The organism is Polaromonas sp. P4_F9 (assembly GCF_056401235.1).
Genome location: NZ_JBFUJT010000022.1, coordinates 19,381 through 45,052 on the forward strand (window position 1 = coordinate 19,381; position 25,672 = coordinate 45,052).

Annotated in this window: 27 protein-coding genes and 1 pseudogene; 12 read left to right on the forward strand and 16 right to left on the reverse strand. The window is 61.4% G+C overall.

The genetic code is table 11. The annotated features are described in order from the left end of the window. Positions 1–8: 8 nt before the first annotated feature. From AC1DUB_RS18665 to AC1DUB_RS18680, 4 genes are all read right to left on the reverse strand, one after another. A complete protein-coding gene (locus AC1DUB_RS18665; protein WP_477717335.1) occupies positions 9–191 on the reverse strand; it encodes a Trm112 family protein in 183 nt (60 codons plus the stop codon). Further along, positions 172–1,242, reverse strand: a complete 1,071-nt coding sequence (gene lpxK, locus AC1DUB_RS18670; protein ID WP_477730824.1) for a tetraacyldisaccharide 4'-kinase — start codon at positions 1,240–1,242, stop codon at positions 172–174. The genes AC1DUB_RS18665 and lpxK overlap by 20 nt, the downstream gene beginning before the upstream one ends. 10 nt (positions 1,243–1,252) lie before the next feature. Continuing rightward, entirely contained in the window at positions 1,253–1,681 is a 429-nt protein-coding gene (locus tag AC1DUB_RS18675) for an ExbD/TolR family protein (RefSeq protein ID WP_477730781.1), read from the reverse strand. 61 nt (positions 1,682–1,742) lie between these two features. Continuing rightward, positions 1,743–2,381: a MotA/TolQ/ExbB proton channel family protein gene (locus AC1DUB_RS18680; protein WP_477730782.1), complete on the reverse strand. Its 639-nt coding sequence runs from the start codon at positions 2,379–2,381 to the stop codon at positions 1,743–1,745. 340 nt (positions 2,382–2,721) lie between these two features. Here AC1DUB_RS18680 and xseA point away from each other — a divergent pair, with 340 nt between their 5' ends. Next, on the forward strand, positions 2,722–4,032 hold the full coding sequence (gene xseA, locus AC1DUB_RS18685; RefSeq protein ID WP_477730783.1) for an exodeoxyribonuclease VII large subunit: 1,311 nt from the start codon (positions 2,722–2,724) through the stop codon (positions 4,030–4,032). Between the two features lie 46 nt (positions 4,033–4,078). Then, positions 4,079–4,660: a superoxide dismutase gene (locus AC1DUB_RS18690; RefSeq protein ID WP_477717330.1), complete on the forward strand. Its 582-nt coding sequence runs from the start codon at positions 4,079–4,081 to the stop codon at positions 4,658–4,660. 116 nt (positions 4,661–4,776) lie between these two features. On the opposite strand, the gene AC1DUB_RS18695 is transcribed toward AC1DUB_RS18690, so the two are convergent. Both AC1DUB_RS18695 and AC1DUB_RS18700 read right to left on the reverse strand, forming a co-directional pair. Beyond that, the gene (locus tag AC1DUB_RS18695) at positions 4,777–5,262 is read right to left on the reverse strand and encodes a DUF192 domain-containing protein (protein ID WP_477730784.1); all 486 of its coding nucleotides are present in this window, start codon (positions 5,260–5,262) and stop codon (positions 4,777–4,779) included. Between the two features lie 92 nt (positions 5,263–5,354). After that, positions 5,355–5,690, reverse strand: coding sequence for a cell envelope biogenesis protein TolA (locus tag AC1DUB_RS18700; RefSeq protein WP_477730785.1), 336 nt, complete (start codon positions 5,688–5,690; stop codon positions 5,355–5,357). Positions 5,691–5,901: 211 nt separating this feature from the next. On the opposite strand from AC1DUB_RS18700, the gene icd reads away from it, so the two are divergent. The 4 genes from icd (at position 5,902) to sbcB (ending at position 11,692) form a co-directional block, all read left to right on the forward strand. Beyond that, entirely contained in the window at positions 5,902–7,155 is a 1,254-nt protein-coding gene (gene icd / locus AC1DUB_RS18705) for an NADP-dependent isocitrate dehydrogenase (protein ID WP_477717327.1), read from the forward strand. A gap of 159 nt (positions 7,156–7,314) precedes the next feature. Continuing rightward, complete coding sequence (gene clpS / locus AC1DUB_RS18710; protein WP_477717326.1) at positions 7,315–7,683, forward strand: ATP-dependent Clp protease adapter ClpS; 369 nt, start codon at positions 7,315–7,317, stop codon at positions 7,681–7,683. A gap of 70 nt (positions 7,684–7,753) precedes the next feature. Further along, positions 7,754–10,090 (forward strand): ATP-dependent Clp protease ATP-binding subunit ClpA, encoded by a 2,337-nt coding sequence (gene clpA, locus AC1DUB_RS18715; protein WP_477730786.1) that lies wholly within the window; start codon positions 7,754–7,756, stop codon positions 10,088–10,090. A 159-nt stretch (positions 10,091–10,249) separates the two neighbouring features. Then, positions 10,250–11,692: an exodeoxyribonuclease I gene (gene sbcB, locus AC1DUB_RS18720; protein ID WP_477730787.1), complete on the forward strand. Its 1,443-nt coding sequence runs from the start codon at positions 10,250–10,252 to the stop codon at positions 11,690–11,692. Positions 11,693–12,013: 321 nt separating this feature from the next. Here the strand turns inward: sbcB and AC1DUB_RS18725 are convergent, their stop codons facing one another. The 8 genes from AC1DUB_RS18725 to AC1DUB_RS18760 all read right to left on the reverse strand — a co-directional run bounded on the left by AC1DUB_RS18725 (position 12,014) and on the right by AC1DUB_RS18760 (position 18,300). After that, on the reverse strand, positions 12,014–12,646 hold the full coding sequence (locus AC1DUB_RS18725; RefSeq protein WP_477730825.1) for a glutathione S-transferase: 633 nt from the start codon (positions 12,644–12,646) through the stop codon (positions 12,014–12,016). A gap of 83 nt (positions 12,647–12,729) precedes the next feature. Further along, positions 12,730–13,680, reverse strand: a complete 951-nt coding sequence (gene trhO / locus AC1DUB_RS18730) for an oxygen-dependent tRNA uridine(34) hydroxylase TrhO (protein ID WP_477730788.1) — start codon at positions 13,678–13,680, stop codon at positions 12,730–12,732. Positions 13,681–13,793: 113 nt separating this feature from the next. Further along, on the reverse strand, positions 13,794–14,546 hold the full coding sequence (locus tag AC1DUB_RS18735) for an ABC transporter ATP-binding protein (RefSeq protein WP_477730789.1): 753 nt from the start codon (positions 14,544–14,546) through the stop codon (positions 13,794–13,796). Next, positions 14,536–15,294, reverse strand: coding sequence for an ABC transporter permease (locus tag AC1DUB_RS18740; protein ID WP_477730790.1), 759 nt, complete (start codon positions 15,292–15,294; stop codon positions 14,536–14,538). Before AC1DUB_RS18740 ends, AC1DUB_RS18735 begins: the two co-directional genes overlap by 11 nt. Positions 15,295–15,307: 13 nt before the next feature. After that, positions 15,308–15,757: a cupredoxin domain-containing protein gene (locus AC1DUB_RS18745; RefSeq protein ID WP_477730791.1), complete on the reverse strand. Its 450-nt coding sequence runs from the start codon at positions 15,755–15,757 to the stop codon at positions 15,308–15,310. A gap of 14 nt (positions 15,758–15,771) precedes the next feature. Further along, positions 15,772–16,359, reverse strand: coding sequence for an SCO family protein (locus AC1DUB_RS18750; protein WP_477730792.1), 588 nt, complete (start codon positions 16,357–16,359; stop codon positions 15,772–15,774). A gap of 15 nt (positions 16,360–16,374) precedes the next feature. Next, entirely contained in the window at positions 16,375–17,382 is a 1,008-nt protein-coding gene (locus AC1DUB_RS18755; RefSeq protein ID WP_232291412.1) for an ABC transporter substrate-binding protein, read from the reverse strand. A gap of 288 nt (positions 17,383–17,670) precedes the next feature. After that, complete coding sequence (locus AC1DUB_RS18760; protein ID WP_477730793.1) at positions 17,671–18,300, reverse strand: NADPH-dependent F420 reductase; 630 nt, start codon at positions 18,298–18,300, stop codon at positions 17,671–17,673. Positions 18,301–18,406: 106 nt separating this feature from the next. Between AC1DUB_RS18760 and AC1DUB_RS18765 the strand changes: the two genes are divergently transcribed. Both AC1DUB_RS18765 and AC1DUB_RS18770 read left to right on the forward strand, forming a co-directional pair. Further along, a complete protein-coding gene (locus tag AC1DUB_RS18765; protein WP_477730794.1) occupies positions 18,407–19,336 on the forward strand; it encodes a LysR substrate-binding domain-containing protein in 930 nt (309 codons plus the stop codon). A gap of 74 nt (positions 19,337–19,410) precedes the next feature. Then, positions 19,411–20,331 (forward strand): ketopantoate reductase family protein, encoded by a 921-nt coding sequence (locus tag AC1DUB_RS18770; protein WP_477730795.1) that lies wholly within the window; start codon positions 19,411–19,413, stop codon positions 20,329–20,331. A gap of 123 nt (positions 20,332–20,454) precedes the next feature. Here the strand turns inward: AC1DUB_RS18770 and AC1DUB_RS18775 are convergent, their stop codons facing one another. Then, the gene (locus tag AC1DUB_RS18775) at positions 20,455–21,351 is read right to left on the reverse strand and encodes a LysR substrate-binding domain-containing protein (RefSeq protein WP_477730826.1); all 897 of its coding nucleotides are present in this window, start codon (positions 21,349–21,351) and stop codon (positions 20,455–20,457) included. Between the two features lie 107 nt (positions 21,352–21,458). Here AC1DUB_RS18775 and AC1DUB_RS18780 point away from each other — a divergent pair, with 107 nt between their 5' ends. The 3 genes from AC1DUB_RS18780 to AC1DUB_RS18790 are packed head-to-tail and all read left to right on the forward strand — an operon-like array spanning position 21,459 to position 24,625. Further along, a complete protein-coding gene (locus AC1DUB_RS18780) occupies positions 21,459–22,439 on the forward strand; it encodes a Bug family tripartite tricarboxylate transporter substrate binding protein (protein ID WP_477717314.1) in 981 nt (326 codons plus the stop codon). Positions 22,440–22,445: 6 nt separating this feature from the next. Continuing rightward, entirely contained in the window at positions 22,446–23,885 is a 1,440-nt protein-coding gene (locus tag AC1DUB_RS18785; RefSeq protein WP_477717313.1) for an N-acyl-D-amino-acid deacylase family protein, read from the forward strand. Next, positions 23,882–24,625: an aspartate/glutamate racemase family protein gene (locus tag AC1DUB_RS18790; protein ID WP_477717312.1), complete on the forward strand. Its 744-nt coding sequence runs from the start codon at positions 23,882–23,884 to the stop codon at positions 24,623–24,625. Before AC1DUB_RS18785 ends, AC1DUB_RS18790 begins: the two co-directional genes overlap by 4 nt. 37 nt (positions 24,626–24,662) lie before the next feature. Here the strand turns inward: AC1DUB_RS18790 and AC1DUB_RS18795 are convergent, their stop codons facing one another. Continuing rightward, on the reverse strand, positions 24,663–25,136 hold the full coding sequence (locus AC1DUB_RS18795; RefSeq protein WP_477717311.1) for an EVE domain-containing protein: 474 nt from the start codon (positions 25,134–25,136) through the stop codon (positions 24,663–24,665). Positions 25,137–25,224: 88 nt separating this feature from the next. Here AC1DUB_RS18795 and AC1DUB_RS18800 point away from each other — a divergent pair. After that, a pseudogene (locus AC1DUB_RS18800) lies at positions 25,225–25,374 on the forward strand (ketopantoate reductase family protein); the annotation flags it as partial. Positions 25,375–25,672: the final 298 nt, after the last annotated feature.

Below are 25,672 nucleotides of genomic sequence, written 5' to 3' on the forward strand. Positions count from 1 at the left end.
GGCAACCGTCACAGTCCCAGCTCCTCGTCGGTCAGGGTTCGGGCTTCATTTTCCAGCAGCACGGGCAGTCCGTCACGCACCGGGTAGGCCAGCCGTGCGCTGCGGGAGATGAGTTCCTGTTTTTCCCGGTCGTAGACCAGGGGGCCCTTCGTCACGGGGCAGACCAGCAGTTCAAGCAGTTTGGTATCCATGGCTTGATGGTAATTGAGAAAGCAGGGGCGCCAACAGTGCATCAAGCGCCCCAAAAAAGGCCGGTTCGGGCGAAAACACCAGCGGAATGGCCAAAAGGTGTAATGGCGCCAGGCCCGGCTTGCCAAACAGTTTGACCGCATCCTTCTCGGTGCACAGGACTGTCTTGCCTGCGCAAGCCGCGAGATCATCGGCGCCAAAGTCGTGATGGTCGGGCAATGACAGGGTCTGCTCCAGTACCAGGCCGCGCGCCCTGAGCATGGCAAAAAAGGCTTCGGGATTGGCAATACCGGCCAGTGCCACAAGGGGCCTGCCCTGCAGCGCGGCCAAGGCGATCTGGCTGCCGTCGGCCGCAATGGCATGGTCGGCCAGTTGCCGGCTGGAGGTGAATCCTTCAAAGGCTGGCTTCAGGCCGGTGTGCAGCACCAGGTTCAGGCCTTGTTGCCGGCGCTCTGGCCACGGTTCGCGCAGCGGGCCGGCCGGCAGCAACCAGCCGTTGCCGACCCCCCGGTCATCAAACACGGCAATTTCAATATCCCGCTGAAGGGCGTAGTGCTGCAAGCCGTCGTCGCACACCACGACGGCCGTGGAGGGGTATGCCGCCAGCAGCAGGCGCACGGCATCCGTCCTTTTTTTTGCCACAAAAACAGGAGCGCTTGTCACCCGTTTTATAAGGGCCGGTTCATCACCCGACTGGGCCGCAGGTGTCCCGGCACCAACTTCCAGACTTTCATGTCCGGACCGTCCATAGCCGCGTGACACCACGCCCACGTGCAGGCCCTGCGCCTGCAAATGCCGCACCAGGGCCAACACCAGCGGTGTTTTGCCCGCGCCACCGGCCACGACATTGCCGACCACGATCACCGGAACCGCAAAACGACAGGATTCGAGCATGCCGCTGCGGTACAAGGTCCGGCGCAGGCGCACGGCCAAGCCGTGGAGCTGCGCGAGCGGCCAGAGCAGGCAGGCCAGCCAGCCTCGTGTGAGCCAGGCCCTCACCAACAGGTTTCTCACGCGTTTCTCGCCATTTTGTGAAGGCAGAGCCGGCCGCAGGCCCCGAAAGCTATTTCGCGCCGGCCATGGCGCTGCTTTGGGTGGCGAAGGTGATCTGCGTCAATCCCTGGCGGCGGGCCGCTTCCATGACCGTGATCACCGCCTGGTGCGTGGCGCTGGCATCGGCGCTGATGATGATGACGCTCTCTTTGCCGGCTTTGGCCGCTTCGAGCAGTGCCGCACCGAGCACCCCGATCCCGCGGCCTTCCACCAAAGTCTTGTTGACCATGTAGCGGCCATCGCTGCTTACCGCGACGATGACTTCTTTGGGGTAGTCACGCTGCTGCTCGGCGTCGGCCACTGGCAGTTTTACCTGCAGCTCGGTGAACTTGCTGTAGGTTGTGGACAACATCAGGAAGATGAGTACAACAAGCAACACATCGATAAAGGGGATCAGGTTGATCTCCGGTTCATCATGCGGATGGGGTCGGAAGTTCATGAGGAGCCGCCGCCCGCGAGGCTCCGCGCCTTGCCCGAAGTGAAAAGCAGGGTGGTCATGGCTATTTTCGCAGCGTATTGAGGTGGCGTACGAAGCGCTCTGCAGCCAGTTCCATGGTGAGCAGGTAGCCGTCAACCTGGGCCCGGAAATAGCGCCAGAAAATCAGGGACGGTATGGCCACCATCAACCCAAATGCGGTGTTGTAAAGGGCGATGGAGATGCCTTGCGCCATCTGCACCGGGTTGGCCCCGCCGGAACTGCTGACGCTGCCGGCGCTGGCCTGGGCGCCGAAAATCTCGATCATGCCGATGACGGTGCCCAGCAGCCCCAGCAAGGGCGCCGCAGAGGCAATGGTGGCCAGGGCGGCCAGGTACCGCTCCAGCTTGTGGGCTGCCTGGCGACCGGCGCCCTCCAGGATGGAGCGCAAATCGTCCTCGCTGATCCGTGGATTGGCGTTCAAGGCACGAAACCCGCTGGCCAACACCTCGCCAAGAACCGAGTTCTGTTCCAGCTGCGATACCACATCGGGTGCGGGAACGGCGGAACGGGAGACTGTGATGGCTTCGTCAAGAAGTCTTGGCGGTGCTACTTTCGGGGTTTTAAGGCTGGTAAAACGCTCAATGACCAGCGCAAGCGCCAAGACGGAGCAGGCAACCAAGGGCCAGATCGGCCAGCCTGCGGCTTGTATGATCGAAAACAATGCACATCTCCAAGCAAGTAATTTGTCTGGATTATGGCCTACCAAAATCAGGCCGCAGGTTTTACGTGCGGTCTGCGGGCCCTGTTTCAAAAATGGTGTTCCTGTAAGACTTAACTCACAGAACATGTGGATAACTTTGTGAGCAAGTGGGCGCCATGGGGTTCGCGAGCCGCGCCAAATCGTGCTTGTGACAAAACGATGAAAATTTGAGCAGAATTAAGTTATTCAAAATCAATGAGTTACACGAATTCATCGCGGTGTCCGAGTGCAGTTGCCGCTTTTCTCCGCGCCAGGCCGTGCGCTGTGGAGTATTGCCCCCGCATTTTCAAGGGGTTTGGCCATGTTTGAGGCGTCGCCCCGTCCTGAAAAACCGTCCGTCACGGGGCGCGAGCCCGGCATGCGGGTGTGGCCGGTGGGCTCGTTGTTGCGGGCCATTGCGGACAGTCTGGAGGCCCGTTTCAATCCGGTGGCGGTGCAAGGCGAAATCAGCGGCTTTTCGCGCGCGGCCAGCGGGCACTGCTATTTTTCCCTGAAGGACGAGCAGGGACAGGTTCGCTGCGCCATGTTTCGCCGCGCCGCCAGCCTGCTGGACTTTTCGCCGAGCGACGGCCAACTGGTCGAGCTAAGGGGCCGACTCGGTGTGTATGAGCCGCGGGGCGAGTTGCAACTGGTCGTCGAATCCATGCGGCAGGCGGGGCAGGGCAACCTGTTTGAGCAGTTCCTGGCGCTCAAGGCAAAACTCGAAGCGGAGGGCCTTTTTGACGTGGGCCGCAAGCGGGCGTTGCCGCTGCTGCCGCGCGCCATCGGGGTCGTCACCTCTCTGGGCGCCGCGGCCCTGCATGATGTGGTGAGCGCTTTGCAGCGCCGCGCCCCCCACATACCGGTGGTGATCTATCCGGCCAGTGTGCAGGGCGGGCAGGCCGCAGGGGAGTTGCGCGAAGCGCTGCTCAAGGCCTACCGGCGTGACGAGGTGGATGTGCTGCTGCTGGTTCGCGGAGGCGGGGCCATGGAAGATTTGTGGGCCTTTAACGACGAACAACTCGCACGCACGATAGTGAGCTCGCCGGTGCCGGTGATCAGCGGTGTGGGGCACGAGACGGACTTCACCATCGCCGATTTTTGTGCCGATGTCAGGGCCCCCACCCCGACTGCGGCTGCGGAGTTGTGCGCGCAGCCGCAAACGGTCTGGCTCGACACCCTGGGCCTTGTACTGAAGCGGTTGCAACGCGGGGTGGATCGGCACATGCAGTCGCATGCCCAGCGTCTGGACTGGGCTGCGGCCCGTGTCAGCCGGCCCTCTCATCTGGTGACCCGCCAGCAGGCTCTTCTGGCCGGGCTCGCGCAAAACCTGCGGCACGCCATGCGGTCCGCCCTGATGCGCGAAACGCTACAGGTCCAGGCGTTGGACACGGAGCTACCCAGGGAAATCGGGGCAAGTTTGCAACGCAGCCGGGAACGGATTGAGCGTGCACAATTGCGACTCGAATTGCTGGATCCGAAACTGGTGCTGCAGCGCGGCTATGCCTGGCTGGCAGACATGCAGGGTCACCCCGTCACCCGCGCAAAGGCAACGTATGCGGGGCAGCCTCTTCGCGCTACCCTTGCGGATGGCGAGGTCGATTTGACCGTATCTGCACCTCGACTTATTTAGTTTTTACAATGACCCGGACAAGTTTTTAACCACCACGAGGAAAATCATGGAACATAAGCTCCCCCCGCTCCCCTACGCGCTTGACGCACTTGCCCCGTATTACAGCCAGGAGGCTTTTGAGTATCACCACGGCAAGCACCACAACGCTTATGTGGTGAACCTCAACAACCTGCAAAAAGGCACTGAGTTTGAATCGATGACGCTGGAAGAGATCATCAAAAAATCCAGCGGCGGCGTGTACAACAACGCGGCTCAAATCTGGAACCACACCTTTTTCTGGAACTGCATGAAGCCCGCGGGCGGCGGCGAGCCCAGTGGCGCATTGGCTGCAGCCATCAATGCCAAGTTCGGCTCTTATGCTGCGTTCAAGGAAGCATTCGTCAAATCGGCCGTTGGCAATTTTGGTTCCGGCTGGACCTGGCTGGTGAAGAAAGCCGATGGCTCGGTAGACATCGTCAATACCGGCCCGGCAGGCACGCCGCTGACAACCGCTGACAAGGCGCTGCTGACGGTGGACGTCTGGGAGCATGCCTATTACATCGACTACCGTAACCTGCGTCCCAAGTTCGTGGAAACCTTCCTGTCCAACATGGTGAACTGGGGCTTTGCTGAAGCCAACTTCGCCTGACGCGGAGAAGGAGGAAAAGGACTTCGGTCCTTGCATGAAAAAAGCCGACCTCGCGTCGGCTTTTTTGTTTTTTTAAATGGGGCGGCCTCAGCCTGCTGTTCTCAGCCTGCGGTTGTTCAGCGCCTGGCCTCAAAAAGTGTGCCATTCAGGCGGGCGCCGGCCTTGATGCCCTTTTTGGCGAACCAACCCTTGTTCATCTCAAGCACATAGCGCACCGGCTGTACCGAGCAATGCGATTCAGTCGTCTGGGGCTTCATGTCTGCAAGGTTCACGATGGTGCCATCGTCGGCCACAAACGCGGCGGTCAGTGGCAGCAGTGTGTTTTTCATCCAGAAACACTGCTGGGAGGGCTGCTCAAAGACAAAGAGCATGCCTTCGTGCTGGGGCATCGCCGTACGGAACATGAGTCCGATCTGTCGTTGTTGGGGAGTCGACGCAACCTGGGCGTCTATCTGGTGCATGCCGGCCCCCAGCGTTACCCGCGGAAGATCGGTTTGGGGGGCGTCCTGGGCGAACACGCCGCCTGAGGTCACGAGGGCACAGCTTATCAGTGCCTGGGTCACGCTTTGGGCGACCCTGCGCGCGGCAAGTTTTATAAACATGGGTTCATGATAGATTGAGTTGGCTGGCAGCATAAACGACGCCCATGAAAAATGCCCGCACAGGGCGGGCATTTTGACCGAAGTTCCAGGAATTACTTCTTGGCTTCAGAAGCTTTGGCAGCAGGCTTTTCTGCTTTCTTGGYGGCAGCGGCTGCAGCTTTTTCTTCTTTAGCTTTCTTGGCAGCAGCAGCTTTTTCGGCTTTGGCAGCTTTAGCGGCAGCGGCTTTTTCGGCTTTTGCGGCTTTAGCGGCAGCGGCTTTGTCTTCCTTGGCAGCTGGGGTTGCTGGGGTGGCTGCAGTTGCAGGCGTAGCTGGCGATGCGGCGGTAGCTGGCTTGGAAGCGGCAGCCATAGGAGCGCCGGCGTGGCTGGCGGCGAAAGCGCCAGTTGCGAACAGGGCGGAAATCAGTACAGCGAGGAGTTTGTTCATTTGGAGTTTCCTGAAATAACGTTATTGGAAGAATGCCCCCGAAAAAACTCGTGGACTGTACCGTAACGAAAACGCTTTCCCGCCGGTTGACACGCAGCCCGCATAAATTTCGGAATATTGTTTTGCGGCTAGAATTTAGGGGTTTTTACCTAACTGCTGAAAGCGGCGTTTCTTGTTGACGCCATCAGCGCTCACCGGAGACTTCTTAAACATGTACCAGCACATCAAGGTGCCCGCCCAAGGCCAGAAAATCACCGTCAATGCCGACAATTCACTGAATGTGCCTGACGAACCGGTCATTCCGTTCATCGAGGGCGACGGCACCGGCGCAGACATTACGCCGGTCATGCTGAAAGTGGTCGACGCAGCCGTGGCCAAAGCCTACGGCGGCAAGAAGAAGATCCACTGGATGGAAGTGTTTGCGGGTGAAAAATCCACCAAGGTGTATGGCCCCGACGTCTGGCTGCCCGAAGAAACGCTGCACGCCGTGCGCGACTATGTGGTGTCCATCAAGGGCCCGCTGACGACCCCCGTGGGTGGCGGTATCCGCAGCCTGAACGTGGCGTTGCGCCAGGAACTGGATCTGTACGTCTGCCTGCGCCCCATCCAGTATTTTGCCGGTGTGCCTTCCCCCGTGAAAGAGCCGCAAAAGACCAACATGGTCATCTTCCGTGAAAACTCGGAAGACATCTACGCCGGTATCGAATTCGAATCGGGCAGCGACAAGGCCAAAAAACTCATCAAATTCCTGCAGGATGAACTGGGCGTCAAGAAGATCCGCTTCCCCAATACGTCCGGCATCGGCATCAAGCCGGTCTCCAGCGAAGGTACCGAGCGCCTGGTGCGCAAGGCCATTCAGTACGCGATTGACAATGACAAACCCAGCGTGACCATCGTTCACAAGGGCAACATCATGAAATTCACCGAAGGCGGTTTCCGCGACTGGGCTTACGCCCTGGCGCAAAAGGAATTCGGTGCCGAACTGATCGACGGCGGCCCATGGTGCAAGTTCAAGAACCCGAAAACGGGCAAGGACATCGTCGTCAAGGACAGCATTGCCGACGCCTTCCTGCAGCAGATCCTGTTGCGTCCGGCCGAGTACAGCGTGATTGCCACGCTGAACCTGAACGGCGACTATGTGTCCGACGCACTGGCCGCCCAGGTCGGCGGCATCGGCATTGCCCCGGGCGCCAACCTGAGCGACACCGTCGCCATGTTCGAAGCCACCCACGGTACCGCGCCGAAATATGCCGGCAAGGACTATGTGAACCCCGGCTCCGAGATCCTGTCCGCAGAAATGATGCTGCGCCACATGGGTTGGACCGAGGCCGCTGACCTGATCATCAGCTCGATGGAAAAGTCGATTGAATCCAAGAAAGTCACCTACGACTTTGCCCGTCTGATGGAGGGCGCGACCCAGGTCAGTTGCTCCGGTTTCGGCCAGGTGATGATCGACCACATGTAAAGCCAGCCAGGCTTGTCCCTGCAAACCGCCCGGGAGCGATTCCGAGGCGGTTTTTTCATGGGCGCAGAATAGTCAATATGTCACGCTTGAATGTCGCGTTCCCGCCACCAATTTCCCCATTGGGCGCACTGGACTATATCGGTCGCTAGAATGAATTCCATGGCCAGCAAATCTCCCAAATCCCCGGCGCAGCCGCCGGCACCTGTCGTCAGACCCGATGATGTCAATGGCGGGGATTCGGTCGTTCTGGAGCGCCGTCCCCAAAAGACCAAACCGCCCCAGATGTACCAGGTGGTTCTTCTCAATGACGATTACACCCCGATGGAGTTTGTCGTGGTGATCATCCAGGAGTTTTTCAACAAGGACCGTGAAACTGCCACGCAGATCATGTTGAAGATCCATCTGGACGGCAAAGGCGTGTGCGGCGTGTTTTCCAAAGACGTGGCCGCCACCAAAGTCGACCAGGTGACCGAAGCAGCCCGAAAAAACGGGCACCCGCTGCAATGTATTAGCGAGCCCATTGAATAATGACAAATCCGGCCAATATTCCATTCAGAAGTCAGTGAAGTAAAACGTCAGCAAGCCGAAAGGAAAATCAATGATTGCCCAGGAACTAGAAGTCAGCTTGCACATGGCCTTTGTCGAAGCGCGGCAGCAACGTCACGAGTTCATCACGGTTGAACACCTGCTGCTTGCCTTGCTGGACAACCCCAGTGCCGCTGAAGTGCTGCGCGCCTGTTCAGCCAATGTGGATGATCTGCGCAAGTCTCTTGCCAATTTCATCAAGGACAACACGCCGCAGGTGGCAGGCACCGACGACGTGGACACGCAACCCACGCTGGGTTTCCAGCGTGTGATCCAGCGCGCCATCATGCATGTGCAGTCCACCGGCAACGGTAAAAAGGAAGTCACCGGTGCCAATGTGCTGGTCGCCATTTTTGGCGAGAAGGATTCCCACGCGGTGTACTACCTGCACCAGCAGGGCGTGACGCGCCTGGACGTGGTGAATTTCATCGCCCATGGCATCAAGAAGAGCGATCCGCCCGAACCCGCCAAGAGCGGCGAAAGCGCTGCCGAGAATGAGGAAGGCAGCGAAAAGAACGAGAAGGCTTCTCCGCTGGAGCAGTTCACGCAGAACCTGAACCAGCTCGCCAAGGATGGCAAGATCGATCCCCTGATCGGTCGCCAGTACGAGGTCGAGCGGGTGATCCAGATTCTCTGCCGCCGCCGCAAAAACAACCCGCTGCTGGTCGGTGAGGCCGGCGTCGGCAAGACTGCCATTGCCGAGGGTCTCGCCTGGCGCATCACGCAAAAAGACGTGCCGGAAATCCTGGCCGAGGCGAACGTGTACTCGCTCGATATGGGGGCCTTGCTGGCCGGCACCAAATACCGCGGTGACTTTGAACAGCGCCTCAAAGGCGTGCTGAAAGCGCTGAAGGACAAGCCCAACGGCATCTTGTTCATTGACGAAATCCACACCCTGATCGGTGCCGGTGCGGCTTCGGGCGGTACGCTGGACGCGTCCAACCTGCTCAAGCCTGCGCTGAGTTCCGGCCAGCTCAAGTGCATTGGCGCGACCACCTTCACGGAATACCGCGGTATTTTCGAGAAGGATGCGGCCCTGTCACGGCGCTTCCAGAAGGTGGATATCGTCGAGCCCACGGTGCAGGAAACGGTCGAGATTCTCAAGGGTCTCAAATCGCGCTTTGAAGAGCACCACAGCGTCAAATACGCCGTGGCCGCACTGCAGGCCGCGGCCGAGCTGAGCGCCAAGTACATCAATGACCGCCATCTGCCCGACAAGGCGATCGACGTCATTGACGAGGCGGGCGCCGCCCAGCGCATCCTGCCGGCCAACAAGCGCAAGAAAACCATCACCAAGACCGAGGTCGAGGAAATCGTGGCGAAGATTGCCCGCATTCCGCCCGCCAACGTCTCCAATGATGACCGCGGCAAGCTCAAGACCCTGGAACGCGACCTCAAAAGCGTGGTGTTCGGCCAGGACAAGGCGCTGGACGTGCTCGCGTCGTCTGTCAAGATGGCGCGTTCCGGCCTGGGCAAGGACGACAAGCCGATTGGCTGCTTCCTGTTCTCCGGCCCCACGGGTGTCGGCAAGACGGAGGCCGCCAAGCAGCTGGCCTACATCATGGGCATCGAGCTGATCCGCTTCGACATGTCGGAGTACATGGAGCGCCATGCCGTGAGCCGCCTGATCGGCGCGCCTCCGGGCTATGTCGGTTTTGACCAGGGTGGTTTGCTGACCGAGGCCATTACCAAGAAGCCGCATGCTGTGCTGCTGCTCGACGAAATCGAGAAGGCGCACCCCGACATCTTCAATGTGCTGTTGCAGGTGATGGACCACGGCACGCTGACGGACAACAACGGACGCAAGGCCGATTTCCGTAACGTGATCATTGTCATGACCACCAACGCCGGTGCCGAGACGATGAACAAGGCGACCATCGGCTTCACCAACCCGCGTGAGGCGGGTGACGAGATGGCGGACATCAAACGTCTGTTCACGCCCGAGTTCCGCAACCGCCTCGATGCGGTGGTGAGCTTCAAGGCGCTGGACGAAGTCGTCATTCTGCGCGTGGTCGACAAGTTCCTGCTGCAGCTGGAGACGCAGCTGGCCGAGAAGAAAGTCGAAGTCACCTTCACCGACGGGCTGCGCAAGTACCTGGCCAAGAAGGGCTTTGATCCGCTCATGGGCGCTCGCCCGATGCAGCGCCTGATTCAGGACACGATTCGTCGTGCGCTGGCCGACGAGCTGCTGTTCGGGCGCCTGATTGACGGCGGCCGCCTCACGGTCGACATGAAGGTCACCACGGACGAGAAGGGCGTCGAGACCGGCGAGGTCCAGCTCGACATCCAGCCGCTGCCGAAGAAAGAGGGCAAAGCCAGGCCCGAGGCGGAGGCCGCAGAGACCAACTGACGACGCGGATTTTCAGCGTACCCCCAAAAGGCCGGTAGCATCACGCTATCGGCCTTTTTCATGGGCCTTTTCATGGCGCTATCAAAATAATAGCATCCTGCGGCCGGACTACCTGGGGCAGGGCTCAATTTCTCCTATAAATATTCCAACCATCAATCCATGGCGCCGCACACCTTCCTCTGGCACGACTACGAAACCTTTGGCCTCAATACCCGGCGCGACCGGCCTTCGCAATTTGCCGGCATCCGGACGGACGCCGAACTGAACGAGGTGGGCGAGCCGCTCATGCTCTATTGCCAGCCCGCCAACGACTACCTGCCCGACCCGGCCTCCTGCCTGATCACCGGGATCACGCCTCAGCTGTGCCTGGAGCGCGGGATCCCCGAGCACGCGTTTGCCGCGCAGATCGAACAGATGCTGGCCGAGCCTGGCACCATCGGCGTCGGTTACAACACCATCCGCTTTGACGACGAGGTGACGCGCTACCTGTTCTGGCGCAATCTGATCGACCCCTACGCGCGCGAGTGGCAAAACGACTGCGGCCGCTGGGATTTGCTGGACGTGGTGCGCATGGCCTATGCGCTTCGCCCCGAGGGCATTGTCTGGCCGACCAAGGAAGACGGCAAACCCAGCTTCAAGCTGGAAGACCTGGCGCGCGCCAACGGCCTGCTGCACGAAGCAGCGCACGACGCGCTGTCGGACGTGCGCGCCACCATTGCCCTGGCCCGGCTGATTCGCACAGCTCAGCCCAAGCTGTTTGATTTTTGCCTGGGTCTGCACAAAAAGGACCGGGTGGCCGCTGAACTGGGCCTGCCCGTCAGCCGGCAAAGCGCCATGCCGTTTCTGCATGTGTCGGGCATGTTCCCCCCGGAGCGCGGCTGCCTGGCCGTGATGTGGCCGCTGGCGACGCACCCAACCAATAAAAACGAGTTGCTCGCCTGGGACCTCGCGCATGACCCGAGCGAGCTGCCGATGCTCGACGTGGCCACGCTGCGCCAGCGCCTGTTTACCCGGGCCGCTGACTTGCCAGAAGGTGTGCTGCGCCTGCCGCTGAAGTCGGTGCACCTCAACAAGTCACCCATGGTGGTGCGCAAGCTGCAAACCCTGACACCCGAGATGGCGGTGAAGTGGGGTGTGGACATGGACGCGGCACTGCGCAATGCCGAAAAAGCGGCCGGCCTGCCCGACATGAGCGCCATCTGGCCCGAGGTGTTTCAGCGCCCGAAAGAGGCCGCACCTGACGTGGACGAAGACCTCTATGGCGGTTTTGTCGGCAATGCCGACCGGCGGCGGCTGAACCAGCTGCGCGCGCTGTCTCCCGCCGAGCTCGCCCACAGCCGCACCGGCTTTGACGACGATCGCCTGCAAGAGCTGCTGTTTCGCTACCGGGCCCGCAATTTTGCTGAAACCCTGACGCCGGAAGAAGCCGAACGCTGGGAAGCGCACCGGGCGGCGCGCCTGCTGGAAGGCGAGGGGAGCGCCCGCAACGTCGATGCGCTGTTTGCCGAGATCGATACGCTATCAGAAACGGCCGACGAGCGCGGCCAGGCGATTCTGGGTGCGCTGTATGACTACGCCGAGGCTATTGCGCCGGAGTTGTAGCCCAGGTTCGTTTGTCGCAATCGATGGCTGGATTCGGGTTCAGCCCTCACCCCAGCCCTCTCCCAAGGGGAGAGGGAGTAATTCGCACAACACCATACAACCAAGCCCTATAACCAACTTTTTGCAAGAGCTGCAAGGCTGCAAGAGTGGCAAGAGTGACCCTTCTTGCTCCTTCTCCCTCTGGGAGAAGGTTGGGATGAGGGCCGTTCCCGCTTCGGTATTTGGTATTTGTCTTTTTCCCCAACCGGTGCCTTGTTTCTCTGGAGTCAAATAGACATATAGCAATGAATACCAGGGAATGAGGCTATTAAATTAATAGCATCACTCGGTCGCAGCCCGCCAGGGCGCATGCTTCTCCATCACGCTTTGATAAAGCGCACTCGCCTCAAACCCCGCCAGCCAGACCTGCAACCGCGGCCAGGGTTGCGCTGCAAACCACGCCGCATCAGTGTGGGCAAACTGCCGTACAAAGGGCAGCAGGGCCATGTCCGCCAGGCTGGCGGTGGGGCCAAACAACCAGCCTTTGCCGGGCACTCCGGGTAATCCGGGCACATCGTTCAGCATTGTTTCCAGCTCACCCAGCCAGCGCCCAGCTTCGGCACGGTGAGCCTGTGCAAACCCTTGGGCGTCACTGGCTGACTCCTGCGGGTACCGGTTGGGGTATTTGTAGCGGTCCAGGTGCTGCTTGAATTCATCATCGTTCTGGCTGATCAGCGCCTGCATGTCCGCCATCGAACCGCGTTGCGGTGCGAGCCAACCCTCCGGGTCGTTTTGCCCCAGCGCCCACAGCATGATGTCCAGGCTTTGCTCAACCACCTTGCCATCCGGCAGAACCAGCACCGGCACGGTGCCTTTGGGCGATGCGGCCAGCATTTCGGGCGGCTTGCTGCGCAGTACCACTTCGCGCAACTCGCAGCGCTGGCCACTTACGGCCAGCGCCAGCCGTGCGCGCATGGCGTAGGGGCAGCGGCGAAAGGAATACAAAACCGGCAGGGGACGGTCTGCCGGGGCGGTTGAGGCGGGCGTCACGACCAGGTTCAGGACTTGTCTTGCTGCCGCACGCCAATATGCGGCTGCTGGCGCGCCTCGGCCAGCTCGACCTGGCGCTGGCGCTCGCGGTAGCCGGCTTTCTGCTCTTCGGTCGTTGTGGCATGGCAGTGCGCGCAGCTCACACCCAGTTCATAGAGCGGCGATTTTCGGTCTTCCTCGCTCAGCGGATCGCGGCAGGAGCGGCACAGCGTGTAGTGGCCCGCGCGCAGGCCGTGGCCTACCGAGACGCGTTCATCGAATACAAAACACTCGCCCTGCCAGTAGCTTTTGGCTTCAGGCACGGTTTCCAGGTATTTGAGGATGCCGCCTTCCAGGTGGTAGACCTCGTCAAATCCCCTGGAGCGCAGGAAGGCCGTGGATTTCTCGCAGCGGATGCCGCCCGTGCAGAACATGGCCACCTTGGGCTTTTTGCCATCCACCGGGGCCAGGCGGCCGCCTTCGGCCATCTCCCGCTCCACCCAGCCCGGCAGTTCCGAAAAGCTGCGGGTGGCCGGGTTGATGGCGCCCTGGAAGGTGCCAATGGACACCTCGTAGTCGTTGCGCGTGTCAACCAGCACCACCTCGGGGTCGTCGAGCAGGTGGTTCCAGTCCTCGGGCTTGACATACTGGCCGGCCATCAGGGCGGGGTGCACCTCCGGCACGCCCAGTGTGACGATCTCCCGCTTGAGCCGCACCTTCATCCGGTAAAACGGCATGTGGGCTGCCCAGGCTTCCTTGTGCTCCAGCGTGGCCAGGCGCGCATCCTGCCGCAAAAAAGCCAGCACGGCATGTACCCCCTTGGCCGGGCCGGCAATCGTGCCGTTGATGCCTTCTGCGGCCAGCAGCAGAGTGCCTTTGACACCATGGGACTCGCAGCAGGCGAGCAGGGGCGCCTGGAGCTCGGCAAAGTCGGGGAGCTCGACGAATTTGTAGAGGGCGGCAGTCAGGAATTCAGGCATGGGAAATGAAATAAAGCTGCGCCTCACAGCGCTGCAGCTTCAATCGTAACGGGTTCGTGCCCTCCATTGGGGCGGTGGTGTTGTTGGCGAAGTGACTGCGAGAGCTTGACCGGTCAGCTCACCCCAAGTTCACCCAAAATCTGCTCTTTCATCTGCTGCATTGCCGGACTGGACAGTTTGCGCGGGTGCGCAAACGGCACCTCGAAAGTCGCCTGGATGGTCGCCGGGCGCGGCGACAGCACCAGGATGCGGTCGGCCATGAACAAGGCCTCTTCCACGTCGTGCGTGATGAGCAGCACGGTATGGCGCTCTTCCGACAGGATTCGCATCAGCTCGGTGCGCATGCGCAGGTTCATCAGCGCATCCAGCGCAGAGAAAGGCTCGTCCATGTACAAAATCTCGGGCTTGACCACCAGCGCACGCGCCAGCTCCACCCGCTTGAGCATGCCGCCCGAAAGTTCGTGCGGGTAGCTCTTTTCAAAGCCCTTGAGGCCCACCATGTCGGTGTAGTGGTCGGCCAGCGCGGCCTTGTCGCCATGGCCGTTGCCGTTGAGCCCGAACATCAGGTTTTGCTGCACCGTCAGCCACGGAAACACCGAGCCGTGCTGCGAGATCACGATGCCCTTGGGGCTGGGCCCGTTGCGCTGCGCGCCGTCGATGCTGATGCTGCCCGAATCCGCGTGCTCAAAGCCCGCGATGATTTTTATCAGGGTTGATTTGCCGCAGCCCGACGGCCCGACGATGGCCACAAACTCACCGTCGGCAACCGACAGGCTGACGCCATCGACGACCGGCAGCGACGCCTTGCCCGGGGCAAAGCTCTTGCGGATGTCCCTGACTGAAATCTTGGCGTCTTTAACGTCCATAGCGCCACCTGATCGATTTGAGGCCTTCCAGGCGGCGCATCGTGCCGTCCAGCAAAAGTCCGATGACGCCAATGATGACCATGCTGGCGATCACCAGGTCGTAGCGGTTGCCCGCGTTGCGTGAGTCCATGATGAGGTAGCCCAGGCCGGAGCGCAGGGCGATCATTTCTGCCGCCACCACGACCAGCCACGCCACGCCCAGGCCAATGCGCATGCCAACGATGATTTCGGGCAGCACGGCGGGAATGATGACCTGGCGGAACAGGGTGTAACGCGACACGCCAAAATTGTCGGCCGCCCGGAGATAGCGCTTTTCGATGGTGTGCACGCCGGCAGCGGTTTGCACGATCATCGGGAAGACCGACGCGATAAAAATCAGGAAAATCGGCGAGACATTACCCACGCCAAACCACAGGATGGCCAGCGGAATCCAGGCGATGGGTGATATGGGCCGCAGGATCTGGAAGATCGGGTTGAGCGTACGGTAGGCGCCCTCTACACGGCCCATCCACAGCCCCATGGGCAAGGCGACCAGGGTGGCGCTCAAAAAGCCGGTGCCCACCCGAAACAGCGACGCGCTTATGTGCTCCCATAGCGTGCCGTCTGCGACCAGCTCCATGGTGCCGGTCACCACCTGTAGCGGCGTGGGGAAAATCACGCTCTCGGTCTGCAGCACGATCACCCACCAGCAGGCGATCAACGCCACCAGCACGGCCAGCGGCGCGAGGATATTTTTTAGTTTTTCCACCCAAACCCTTCGCTTACAACAATTGGTTTCTTAACGCCGCATACGCTGCAGCCGCGCGCCACTGCAGGCGCTCCCAGGCGGTTTCCGGCTTGGGCACAACCACCACGCTCATCTGCCCGCTGGCATGCGCGGTGCAGGCAAACTGATAGTCTGACGCCACCTCAAACGGCAGGCGAAAACTCTGGCCGGGCATGATCAGCACCGGCCCGAATACCTGCGGTACATCGTCCAGGTTTTTCAAGAGCAGCACGTCGTTCAGGCCCAGCGTGAGGCGGACTTCCGAAGGAAGAATCTGGAGCTTGTCGCCGGCTATCCGGCGCGCCCAGGTGCCTTTGGGGATTTCGAACAGTTCGTCCCTGGACAGGGCAGAGACGGGGGCGAGCGCGGCCCATCCGAATGCGCCCAGCGTGCAGGCAGCAAACATCAACAGCAGCAGGAGCCAGACGTGGCGCAAGGACTTCACCTGTCTCGGCCCGCTTATTTCTTGAGCAAAATTCTGGCGTCATGCACGATGTCGTCGGCACTGCGCCCGAAAGGCATCAACCCGCGCAGGCTGCCCTGGCGGTCCACAAAATAGAGGTAAGACGAGTGGTGCACCGCGTAGTTGGTCTTGCTGCCCCCGATCATTTCTTTTTTGGCGGTGATGCCGTAGTCCTGGCGCACCTTCTCCATCTGGGCCGGCGTGCCGGTGACGCCGACAAAACTGGGGTCAAAAGCCGCCAGGTACTTGCGCAGGAGGTCCGCCGTGTCCCGCTCGGGATCGACGGTGACAAAAACCACCTGCACTTGATCGGCAAGCGCGCCCAGTTTCTGGCGTGCCTGCGCCAGCATCGCCAGCGACTCCGGGCAAACGTTGGGGCAGGAGGTGTAGCCGAATTCAAGAATGACCAGCTTGCCGCGGTAGCGGCTCAGTTGCAGGTCGGTGCCGGCTGTGCTGCGCAAGCTGAAGTCCGGCGCCATGCGCGGCGGCTCGAACACGCCGGACTTCAGGCCCGAACTGGCAGCCGCGCCAGCTGTGGCGGCGAAAAGAAGCAACGAAAAAAAGACGGGTAGTGCGCGATTCAAGGGGGTGTCCTGAAGTCAGAGTGTGATGGTGACGGGCTTGATGTTTTTGACAAAACTCTCGTCCACATAGGATTCGTAAGCGACCGGGCGCTTGATGGTGCCGGCTTCGAGCGACAGCTTCATCAAATCGTCAAACTCCGCCTTGATCATGCGCAGGTCGCCATAGGTCACCCGGTCCGCCGGGTTTTCCATGACAAAGCGGATGATGTTCGGGTCCTGGTTGAAAAATTTTCGGCCCGCAGCAATATCCACGGCCTTGTTGCGGCTGGCCGGCCCCAGGTCAAGCCAGGTGCCGGCCGCCTGCACGTAGTTCACCAGCTCCTGGACCAGCGGGCGGTTGTCCTTGATCAGTTCTTCGCGCACCGTGAGCACGCAGCAGATGTAGTTGCGCCATTCGTCGCGTGTCATGGACAGCGGGCGGGCGTAGCCCGCGCGCTGCGCCGCCGCCCCGAAGGGCTCGCCGGTGCAATAGGCATCCACCGCTTTGGCGTACAGGGCGGCAGGCATGTCGGGCGGGGCCATCTCGATGATCTCGATGTCCTTGGGCGTCATGCCCTCTTTGGCCAGCATCTTGCGCAGGAACAAAAAATCGACGGCAAAACGGCTCGGGATGGCAATTCTTTTGCCTTTCAGGTCGGTAAATCGCTTGTGCGCGGAATCGGTGCGCACCATGATGACCGCGCCCGAGCGGTGCCCCAGCGAGACGATCTTGAGGGGAATTTTCTTGTCGGTCAGGTCCATCACCAGCGGCGCCAGCATGTAGGCCGCCTGGATGCGGCCCGTCATCAAGGACTCCTTGATCTCCGGCCAGCCGCTGTACTTGCTGTATTCAAACTCAAACGCCGGGCCGCCGCCCTTGGCATTGCTGGCGGCCTTGGCCACGCAGGCGACGGGCAGGGTGAGGTTGCAGGTAACAGGCAGGCCGCCGACCAGAATCGACTTTGCCGCTGCAGCCGAGGAAACGGCAGGCAGGCAGGGGAGCGCTGCCGCCATGGCCCCGGCCAGCACTTGTCTGCGTTGCATGCCCTGTGGGCTTGCCTTGTGGATTGGGTTCATCGCCGGTACCTTGCTGTCATTGAATGGTCAGTCCGCAAGGGATGGAAGGCCAGTGGCCGATGCGCACATTCATTCATTCATTGTAGGTTGGCAGCCCTTGATGCGGTCCACAGCAAGCCCCTGGCAAGTTTGTTCAGTATTTCTTCATGGTAAACGAGGCACGGCCTCCAGTCAGCCGCCGGCCGGCCGGGATTGTGAGCAAAAGAAGCTGCGGGCCCGGCCGTGTATCTTGTGCCGGGCGCCAGCGCATTGACTTCAGATGAAATGCACAAGGTTGAGAATTGGCAGCGGGCCGCCGGGAAACTGCGCCAGGCGCCCACCCACAGCCAAAGAGCCGAGGTCGATTCCCGAGAATCCGAGCTGGCTGATCAGTGCAGCCACGGTCGCCTTTGCCTTGGCGTCGTCGCCCGAGAAAAACAGCACGCGTTTACCGCCCTGGTCGGCGGGGTCTGTGGCCAGCAGTTGCGCGACAAGGTGGTTAAAGGCCTTCACCACGCGCGCGCCGGGCACCAGCTCGGCAAACACTTCGCTGGAAACGCGGCCGTTCAGGTCTACGGGCGTGAGCGAAGGTATTTCGACCGCGTTGTTGGCATCAATGACGACACGGCCGCCAAAGTTGGGCAAACCGGCCAGCGCGGCAGGCAGGCGGCCCCAGTTGACGGCTACCAGCACGATGTCTTTTGAGGCAGCCTCCTTGACGGTGCCGGCGTGGATGGTGGAGCCAAGTTCGCGCACGATGTCCTTGAGCGAGTCCGGGCCGCGGCTGTTGGACAGCGTGGCATGGATGCCCTGGCGGGCCAGGGCTTTGGCAAATGCCGAGCCGATGGCTCCGGCGCCGATGATCCCGATGGTGGGGGTGTTGCTTGTGGTTGAGGGGGTAGACATAAATTCACTCCTTGGTTGTTGATGGGTGAATGATGGGTTTTTGATTGCCTTTTGATAAGCCAGTAATTGATTGAATTATTTTCAAGCATTGCTTTAAGATGGTGAAATGGAAACCTTGGCCAACCTCGAATCGTTTGTTCGCAGCGCCGAAGGCCGCAGCTTTTCCGTGGCGGCGCGGCGCCTGGAGCTGACGCCTGCCGCCGTGAGCCGCAATGTGGCCATGCTGGAGCGAAACCTGGGCGTGCGGCTGTTTCAGCGCTCAACCCGCAAACTCACGCTGACCGAAGCCGGTGAACGCTTCCTGGCTTCGATTGGCGGCAACCTCATCGCACTGCAGTCCGCCATCGCGGCCGTCTCCAGCGACAGCGGCGACCCCGTCGGCTCGCTCAAGGTCAGCATGTCGCCTACCTTTGGCATCGACTACATCGTGCCCTTGCTGCCGGCTTTTCTGGACCGTTATCCGCTGATTCGCCCTGACTGGTACTTTGAAAATCGCCCGGTCGACCTGATCGCCGAGGGGTATGACGCAGCTATTGGCGGCGGCTTCGAGCTGTCGCCAGGCGTGGTGTCGCGCGCCCTGGCCCCGATCCACCTGGTCGCCGTGGCGTCGCCCGCCTATATGGCAGGCCAGCAGGCCCCAGCCGACCCTGCGGGCCTGGCCGGGTTCAAAGGTATCGCTCTGCGTTCCAGCGGAACGAGCCGGGTTCGCCAGTGGGTCATGCGCGATGCGGCCGGTGCTGAGGTTCCAGCAATTTTTATGGAGTCAATGGTCATGAACGACCCGACCGCCATGCGCGCCGCAGCGCTGCTGGGCCTGGGCGTGACGCTGCTTGCCGTGCCTGACGTGCTGCCGTGGCTTGAACGCGGCGAACTCGTCAGGCTGCTGCCGCGCTGGTATGTGGATGCCGGCGCGATCTCGATCTATTACGCCACGCGCAGCCTGATGCCTGCCAAAACCCGCGTGTTCATCGATTTTGTGGTCGCGGCTTTCGAGCGCGATCACCTGGGCCGGCGTTTTGCCGGAAGCCTCGGCTAAGCGGCCTGACGGCCTGCAAACACGGCGGACTTGACCCACAATCCTTGTCTTCGCATCTCTCTGAAAGCCATCTCATGACCCAATCCCTCAAAGTCGCCGTGATGGGCGCCGGCGCCGTCGGTTGCTACTTCGGCGGCATGCTCGCTCGCGCCGGGCACGAGGTGGTGCTGATCGCCCGGCCCCAGCATGTCGAAGCCATCGCCCGCGACGGCCTGCGCATGGAAACCAAAACCTTCGACGAGCATGTGCGCCTGGCCGCCAGCGCAGACCCGGGCGCGGTGCAGGGCGCCAACCTGGTGCTGTTCAGCGTCAAGTCCACCGACACCGAATCGGCCGGCGCGCTGATTCGGCCGCACCTGCCGGCCGATGCCCTGGTGCTGTGCCTGCAAAACGGTGTGGACAACGCCGACCGCCTGCGTACCGTGCTGCCGCAGCACGCCGTGGCCGCCGCGGTGGTGTACGTCGCCACCGAAATGGCCGGCCCCGGCCACGTCAAGCACCACGGCCGCGGCGAGCTGGTGATCGAGCCGGCTGTTTCCAGGTCCTTTTCCAGCGAAGGTGTGGCCCAGGCCCTCATTGCCGCCGGTGTGCCGACCGAGATTTCTGACAACGTGCGCGGCGCGCTGTGGGCCAAGCTGATCCTCAACTGCGCCTACAACGCCGTCTCGGCCATCGCCCAGCTGCCGTATGGCAAAACGGTGCAGGGCGAGGGCGTGAAAGACGTGATGAGCGACGTAGTGGCCGAATGCCTGGCCGTGGCCAAGGCCGAGGGCGTGCAGGTGCCCGGCGACGTAGACGCCGCCATCCGCAAGATCGCCGAAACCATGCCCAGCCAATTTTCATCGACCGCGCAAGACCTGGCGCGCGGCAAGCGCAGCGAGATCGACTACCTCAATGGCCTGATCGTGAAGCGCGGCGAGGCGCTGGGGATCAACACGCCGGCGAATCGGGTGTTGTGGGCGTTGGTGAAGTTGATGGAGTCGAAGAGACCTTAGGACCCTTAGGGCCCGCGTTCTCGCGCGCCTTCGAAGGGAGGGGGCAATCTCTTCGCTTCAGCGCTCCGGGTTGCCGAGCAGTGTGGAGATCACCCGCCAGTGCCGCGCTTCCCGGCTGCCAATTCAGACCTGCTCTGCCGCCGCCTGCGCAAGCAGCCAGGTGCGAAATACCTTGAGCGCTTCGAGCCCGGACGATTCTTCCGGATAGACCAGGTAGTAACCGCGTGTAGACACCCATTGCTTCCTTGAAAGCCGGCGCAACCGGCCGGTCGCTACCGCATCGTTGGCCATGAAGTCAGGCAGCAGCACTGCGCCCAAACCTACCACCGCAGCATTCAGGGCCATCGACATCAACTCGTAGCGTGGCCCCTCTTGCCCGGTACCGATTTCGATGCCGGAGTGGTCGAACCATTTTTGCCACGCGTCCAATACCGTCGTGTGGTGCACCAATGCGGACAACGGTGTCCGGGACGTTAGCGATTTTCCGTTTTTGGCGATCCATGCCGGTGAGGCATACGGTGACATCGCCAGCGGCAAAACAAAATCGTTGTGCAGCCCGGCACGCTTCCCGTCGCCAAATTCGAGTGAAGCGTCCACCGGCGTGCTCTTGAAATCAACCGACCCTACTCGGGTGGCGAAATTCAGGGTGATCTCGCTGTACGCGCGCGTGAAGTCTGGCAGGCGCGGAATTAACCAATAGCTGCCCAGCGACGCGCCGACCGACAGCGTGAGCGAACCCCCGCGTCCCTTAAGGGCCATAACATTGGCCGTCGCGCGTTCGAGGCGCTGGAGAATGGTGCTCACTTCGTCCAGGTAATAACGGCCGGCTTCGGTGAGGATGACCGCATCCCGGCGCCGCACAAACAGCTTTACGTCAAGGCGGCTTTCAAGCGCCATGATCTGACGGCTGACTGCGCCCTGCGTCAAGTGCAGCTCTTGCGCGGCTGCAGTGAAGGACCGCAACCGTGCGCTAGCCTCAAGGCATACCAGGGACATAGTGGAAGGTGCGCGCAACATCATGGTGCATGAGAAAAAAACATGGAAGACGCACAAATTGTCGTTTGTAGCTAAAGATTTGTCCAAGCATCATTCAGTTTTCTCATTGCCCAACCTTAAAGGCAGCCCCCATGACCGAATTAAAAGCGAACCGGCGAACGCTCCTCAAACTAGGTGCCATCGCGATGGCCTCATCGCCCCTGCTGGCACGCGCTGCCTGGCCAGACCGGCCCATCCGGCTAATCGTGCCGTCTGCTGCAGGCGGCTCGCCCGACAACATTTGTCGCATCCTGACTAGCGAGTTGATGAAGACGCTGGGGCAGCCTTTTGTGATCGACAACAAGCCTGGCGCAAGCGGCAACATTGGCATGCAGGAGATTGCACGCGCCGCGCCGGATGGCTACACCCTGGGCTACGGCAATGTGGGCACGCTGGCGATCAACAGATCCCTTTTTGCGAAGCTGCCTTACGACCCCGACAAGCAACTGGTCCCGGTAGCGCTTATCGGCTATGTGCAAAACGCGCTCGTCGTCAGGAACGACCTTGGCGTGAAGAACGTGACCGAGTTGATCGCACTGGCCAAATCCAGGCCCGGCAAACTCAGCATGGCTTCTCCAGGCAACGGCACCACGGGCCATCTGGGTGGTGAGTTATTCAAGAGCATGACGGGCACCTTTATGACCCACGTGCCCTATCGTGGCAGTCCGCAGGCCATTCAGGACCTGATGGGCGGTCAGGTCGACCTGATGTTCGATAACCTGTCGTCCATCGCACCGCACATCAAGAACGGCCGTATCAAGGCACTCGGCGTTTCAGGCCGGGCGCGCAGCCCGCTGTTTCCCGACGTGCCGACCATTGGCGAGTTCATCAAGGGCTATGAAACTACTGCTTGGGGCGGTATCGTGGCGCCCGCCGGCACACCGCGCGACATCGTGATGCGGCTCAACGGCGAAATCAACAAGGTACTGGGTAACGCCGCGATCAATGAGCGCTATGCTGCCATTTCCTTCGAGACAACCATCGGGCCGCCCGACCGCCTGTTTGATCGCGCCCTGCGGGAGACACGGATGTGGGCGGAGGTCGTCAAGCGCGCCGGCGTTCAGGTGGATTGAAAGCGTATGTTCGATTTCATCATTGAAGGCGGCGAGGTCATTGACGGGACTGGGGCGGCCCGGGTGCGTGCCGACCTGGGTGTGTCCCAGGGAAAAATCGTCTCCATCGGCGACCTGTCGTCTGTGCCGGCGAGCGAACGGGTAAGCGCACACGGGCGGATTGTCGCGCCGGGCTTTATCGATGCGCATACCCATGATGACCGCTTGCTGCTCATGCCCACGGTGGGCCCCCACCCCAAGCTGTCACAGGGCGTGACGACGGTTGTGTCCGGTAATTGTGGGGTCAGCCTTGCCCCGCTGGAGACTGAAAATCCGCCACCGCCGCTGGACATCCTGGGAACGGACGGCTGGGTATACCGGAGTTTTTCGGCATATCTGGATGCGCTGGCCCAGTCCAGTCTGGCCGTCAACGTCGCCTGCCTCGTCGGCCATTCCACGCTACGGGTCAAGTATGTGGCGGACCTTGAAAGGGCAGCGACGCCTGCGGAATCGGCGGGCATGGCGGCCGAGCTCACTGCCGCACTGGCTGCAGGGGCTATCGGGCTGTCGACGGGTTTGTACTACCCACCGGCAAAAGCCGCGACGGCCGAAGAAGTGATGGCCGTAGGCGCGCAGCTCAAGGCAGCCGGGGGCATCGTGACCATGCACATCCGCGACGAAGGCGATGCCATCGACGAGGCGCTGCGCGAGGCACTGCACATAGGCCGGGAACTGGGTGTGGGCACCGTGATTTCCCATCACAAACTGGTCGGCACAGCCAACCACGGCCGGTCCGTGCAGACATTGGCCATGCTGGAGCAAGCGGCGCAAGGGCAGTCGGTGTGCTTTGACTGCTACCCCTACAACGCTTCGTCCACCATGCTGCTGTCGTCCCGTGTGAAACAGTCGAGCGATGTGCTTGTGACGTGGTCCCAGCCTGAGCCTGGCGTTGCAGGACGCTCCCTGAAAGATCTTGCGCGCGAGAGAAATCAATCCGCAGAAGAGGTGGCGCAAGCATTGCAGCCGGCCGGAGCCATCTACTTCGCAATGAGTGAGGAAGACGTCAGCCGTATCCTGAGCCACCCGATGGCGATGATCGGCTCGGACGGCCTGGCACATGACGTGCGGCCGCATCCGCGCTTGTGGGGGACCTTTCCCCGGGTGCTGGGACACTACGTGCGCGAGAGAAAGCTGTTCCCGCTTGAGGCCGCCATCTACAAAATGACGGGACTCACCGCACGGCGTTTCGGCCTCGCCGGCCGGGGAACCCTGGCAGTGGGAAATCACGCGGACATCGTTATCTTCGATGAGCACCGTGTGAGCGCCAACGCCAGTTACGAGCATCCCACCGAAGTAAGTTCGGGGATCGATGCAGTTTTTGTCAATGGCCGCCTCGCCTGTCGCGATGGCCTCACCGTCTGCGTGGATGCAGGCACGGTGCTCCGCAAGCAGGGTGCTTTGCCATGACCGCGCCGCATGTTGTTGGCATTCTGGGGGGCATGGGTCCGGCGGCCGGCAGTGACTTTTCAAGACTCTTCGTCAATGCCTGTGAAGTTGTTCTGGTCGCGCGGGGCGAGCCCGTCACCGACCAGGCGTTCCCCGAACACTGGCTGGCCCAAGTCCCCCTGCCAGACCGCACTGAAGCCCTCTTGGGAGAAAAAGAAACGCCGCTGCCAGGAATGCTCAAGGCCCTGCGGCAACTATCGGCGTTAGGGGCCAGGTCCGTCGCGGTGGCCTGCAACACCGCACATGCCTGGCATGAGGAACTGCAGGCTCGCTGTCCCGACATTGAACTGTTGCACATCGTCAGGGAAACGACCCGGCAACTGGCTATCGAGGGGGTAACCGCTGTCGGGCTGATGGCCACGGTGGGAACGCACCGCCTCGGCTTGTACGAGGCCTCTCTTGGTCGCGCGGGAATTCGCCATTACGTACCGACCGCTGAAGAGCAGGCGCTGGTCATGCGAGGAATCGTTCAAGGCGTCAAGGGAGGTGACCTTCCCTTGGCGCGGGCCTGTTTCGAAGAGGTCGCCGGGCACCTGGCGCTTCGGCATGGTGTCAAGACCCTTGTCCTCGCCTGCACGGAAATCCCCCTGGCGTTGCAATCCGTCCCAGGCTACCCGGAGGTGCGCCTGGTGAATCCGGCTGATATGCTGGCGAAGGCGTTGGCAGAACGTGCGTATTCGCAAGCAGGCTTCTTTGGCTGACCAAGCAGGCTGATTGGAGAAGTCTCCGTTAGTCGCTTCAACGTGCTGAGCCGTCCAACAGTTCTGAAATAACCCGCCAGTGCTGCGGCTCGACTGGCGTGATCGACAAGCGGTTGCCCTTGCGCAGCACCACCAGATCCTCAAGGGCGTCATTCGCGCGCAGCTCGGGCAGGGTGAGTTTGCGGGTCTTGTGCAGCATCTGCACATCCACCAACAGCCAGCGTGGTTCGTCTGGCTTTGATTTAGCGTCGTAATAAGGCGACTTCGGGTCGAACTGGGTCGGGTCAGGGTAGGGCGTGGACGCTACCTGTGCAATGCCGACGATGCCGGGCTCGGCACAACTGGAGTGGTAGAACAGCACGCCATCGCCCACGCGCATCCCGTCACGCATGAAGTTGCGCGCCTGGTAGTTGCGTACGCCGACCCAGGGCACTGTGGCCTTGGGGGCAGCCAGCGCATCGTCCACCGAGCATTCCTCGGGTTCGGATTTCATGAGCCAATAGCTTGTCATGGGGTTTGCCTTGGTGGGTCATTTTGGGAAGGAGTTGAGCTTAGCGGACGAACGAGGCAAAGAAAAGCTACCTTCCGGACGGTGACCGGGGGGGCGTGGCGAGATCGACTACCTCAATGGCCTGATCGTGCAGCGCGGCGAGGCGCTGGGCGTTGCCACGCCGGCGAACCGGGTGTTGTGGGCCTTGGTGAAGCTGCTGGAAGGCAAGCAATCCGCCGCGGGGTCACCCGCTCGTTAGTGCAGTGCCGATCATCTCCTTCCCCCGCTGGGAGAAGGCCGGGATGGGGGCTCGCGGCGTGGGCGTCGGGCCGCCGTGCTTGCCTGGTCGTCGCTGGCCCCCACCCCAACCCTCCCCCAGCGGGGGAGGGAGCTTCACGGGTCCTTGACTGGTTCAGTGAGCACAGCGCGTGCAGTGCCGATCATCTCCTTCCCCCGCTGGGGGAAGGCCGGGATGGGGGCTCACGGCGTAGGCGTCGGGCAACCATGCTGACTCGGTCGCCGCTGGCCCCCACCCCAACCCTCCCCCGGAAGGGGAG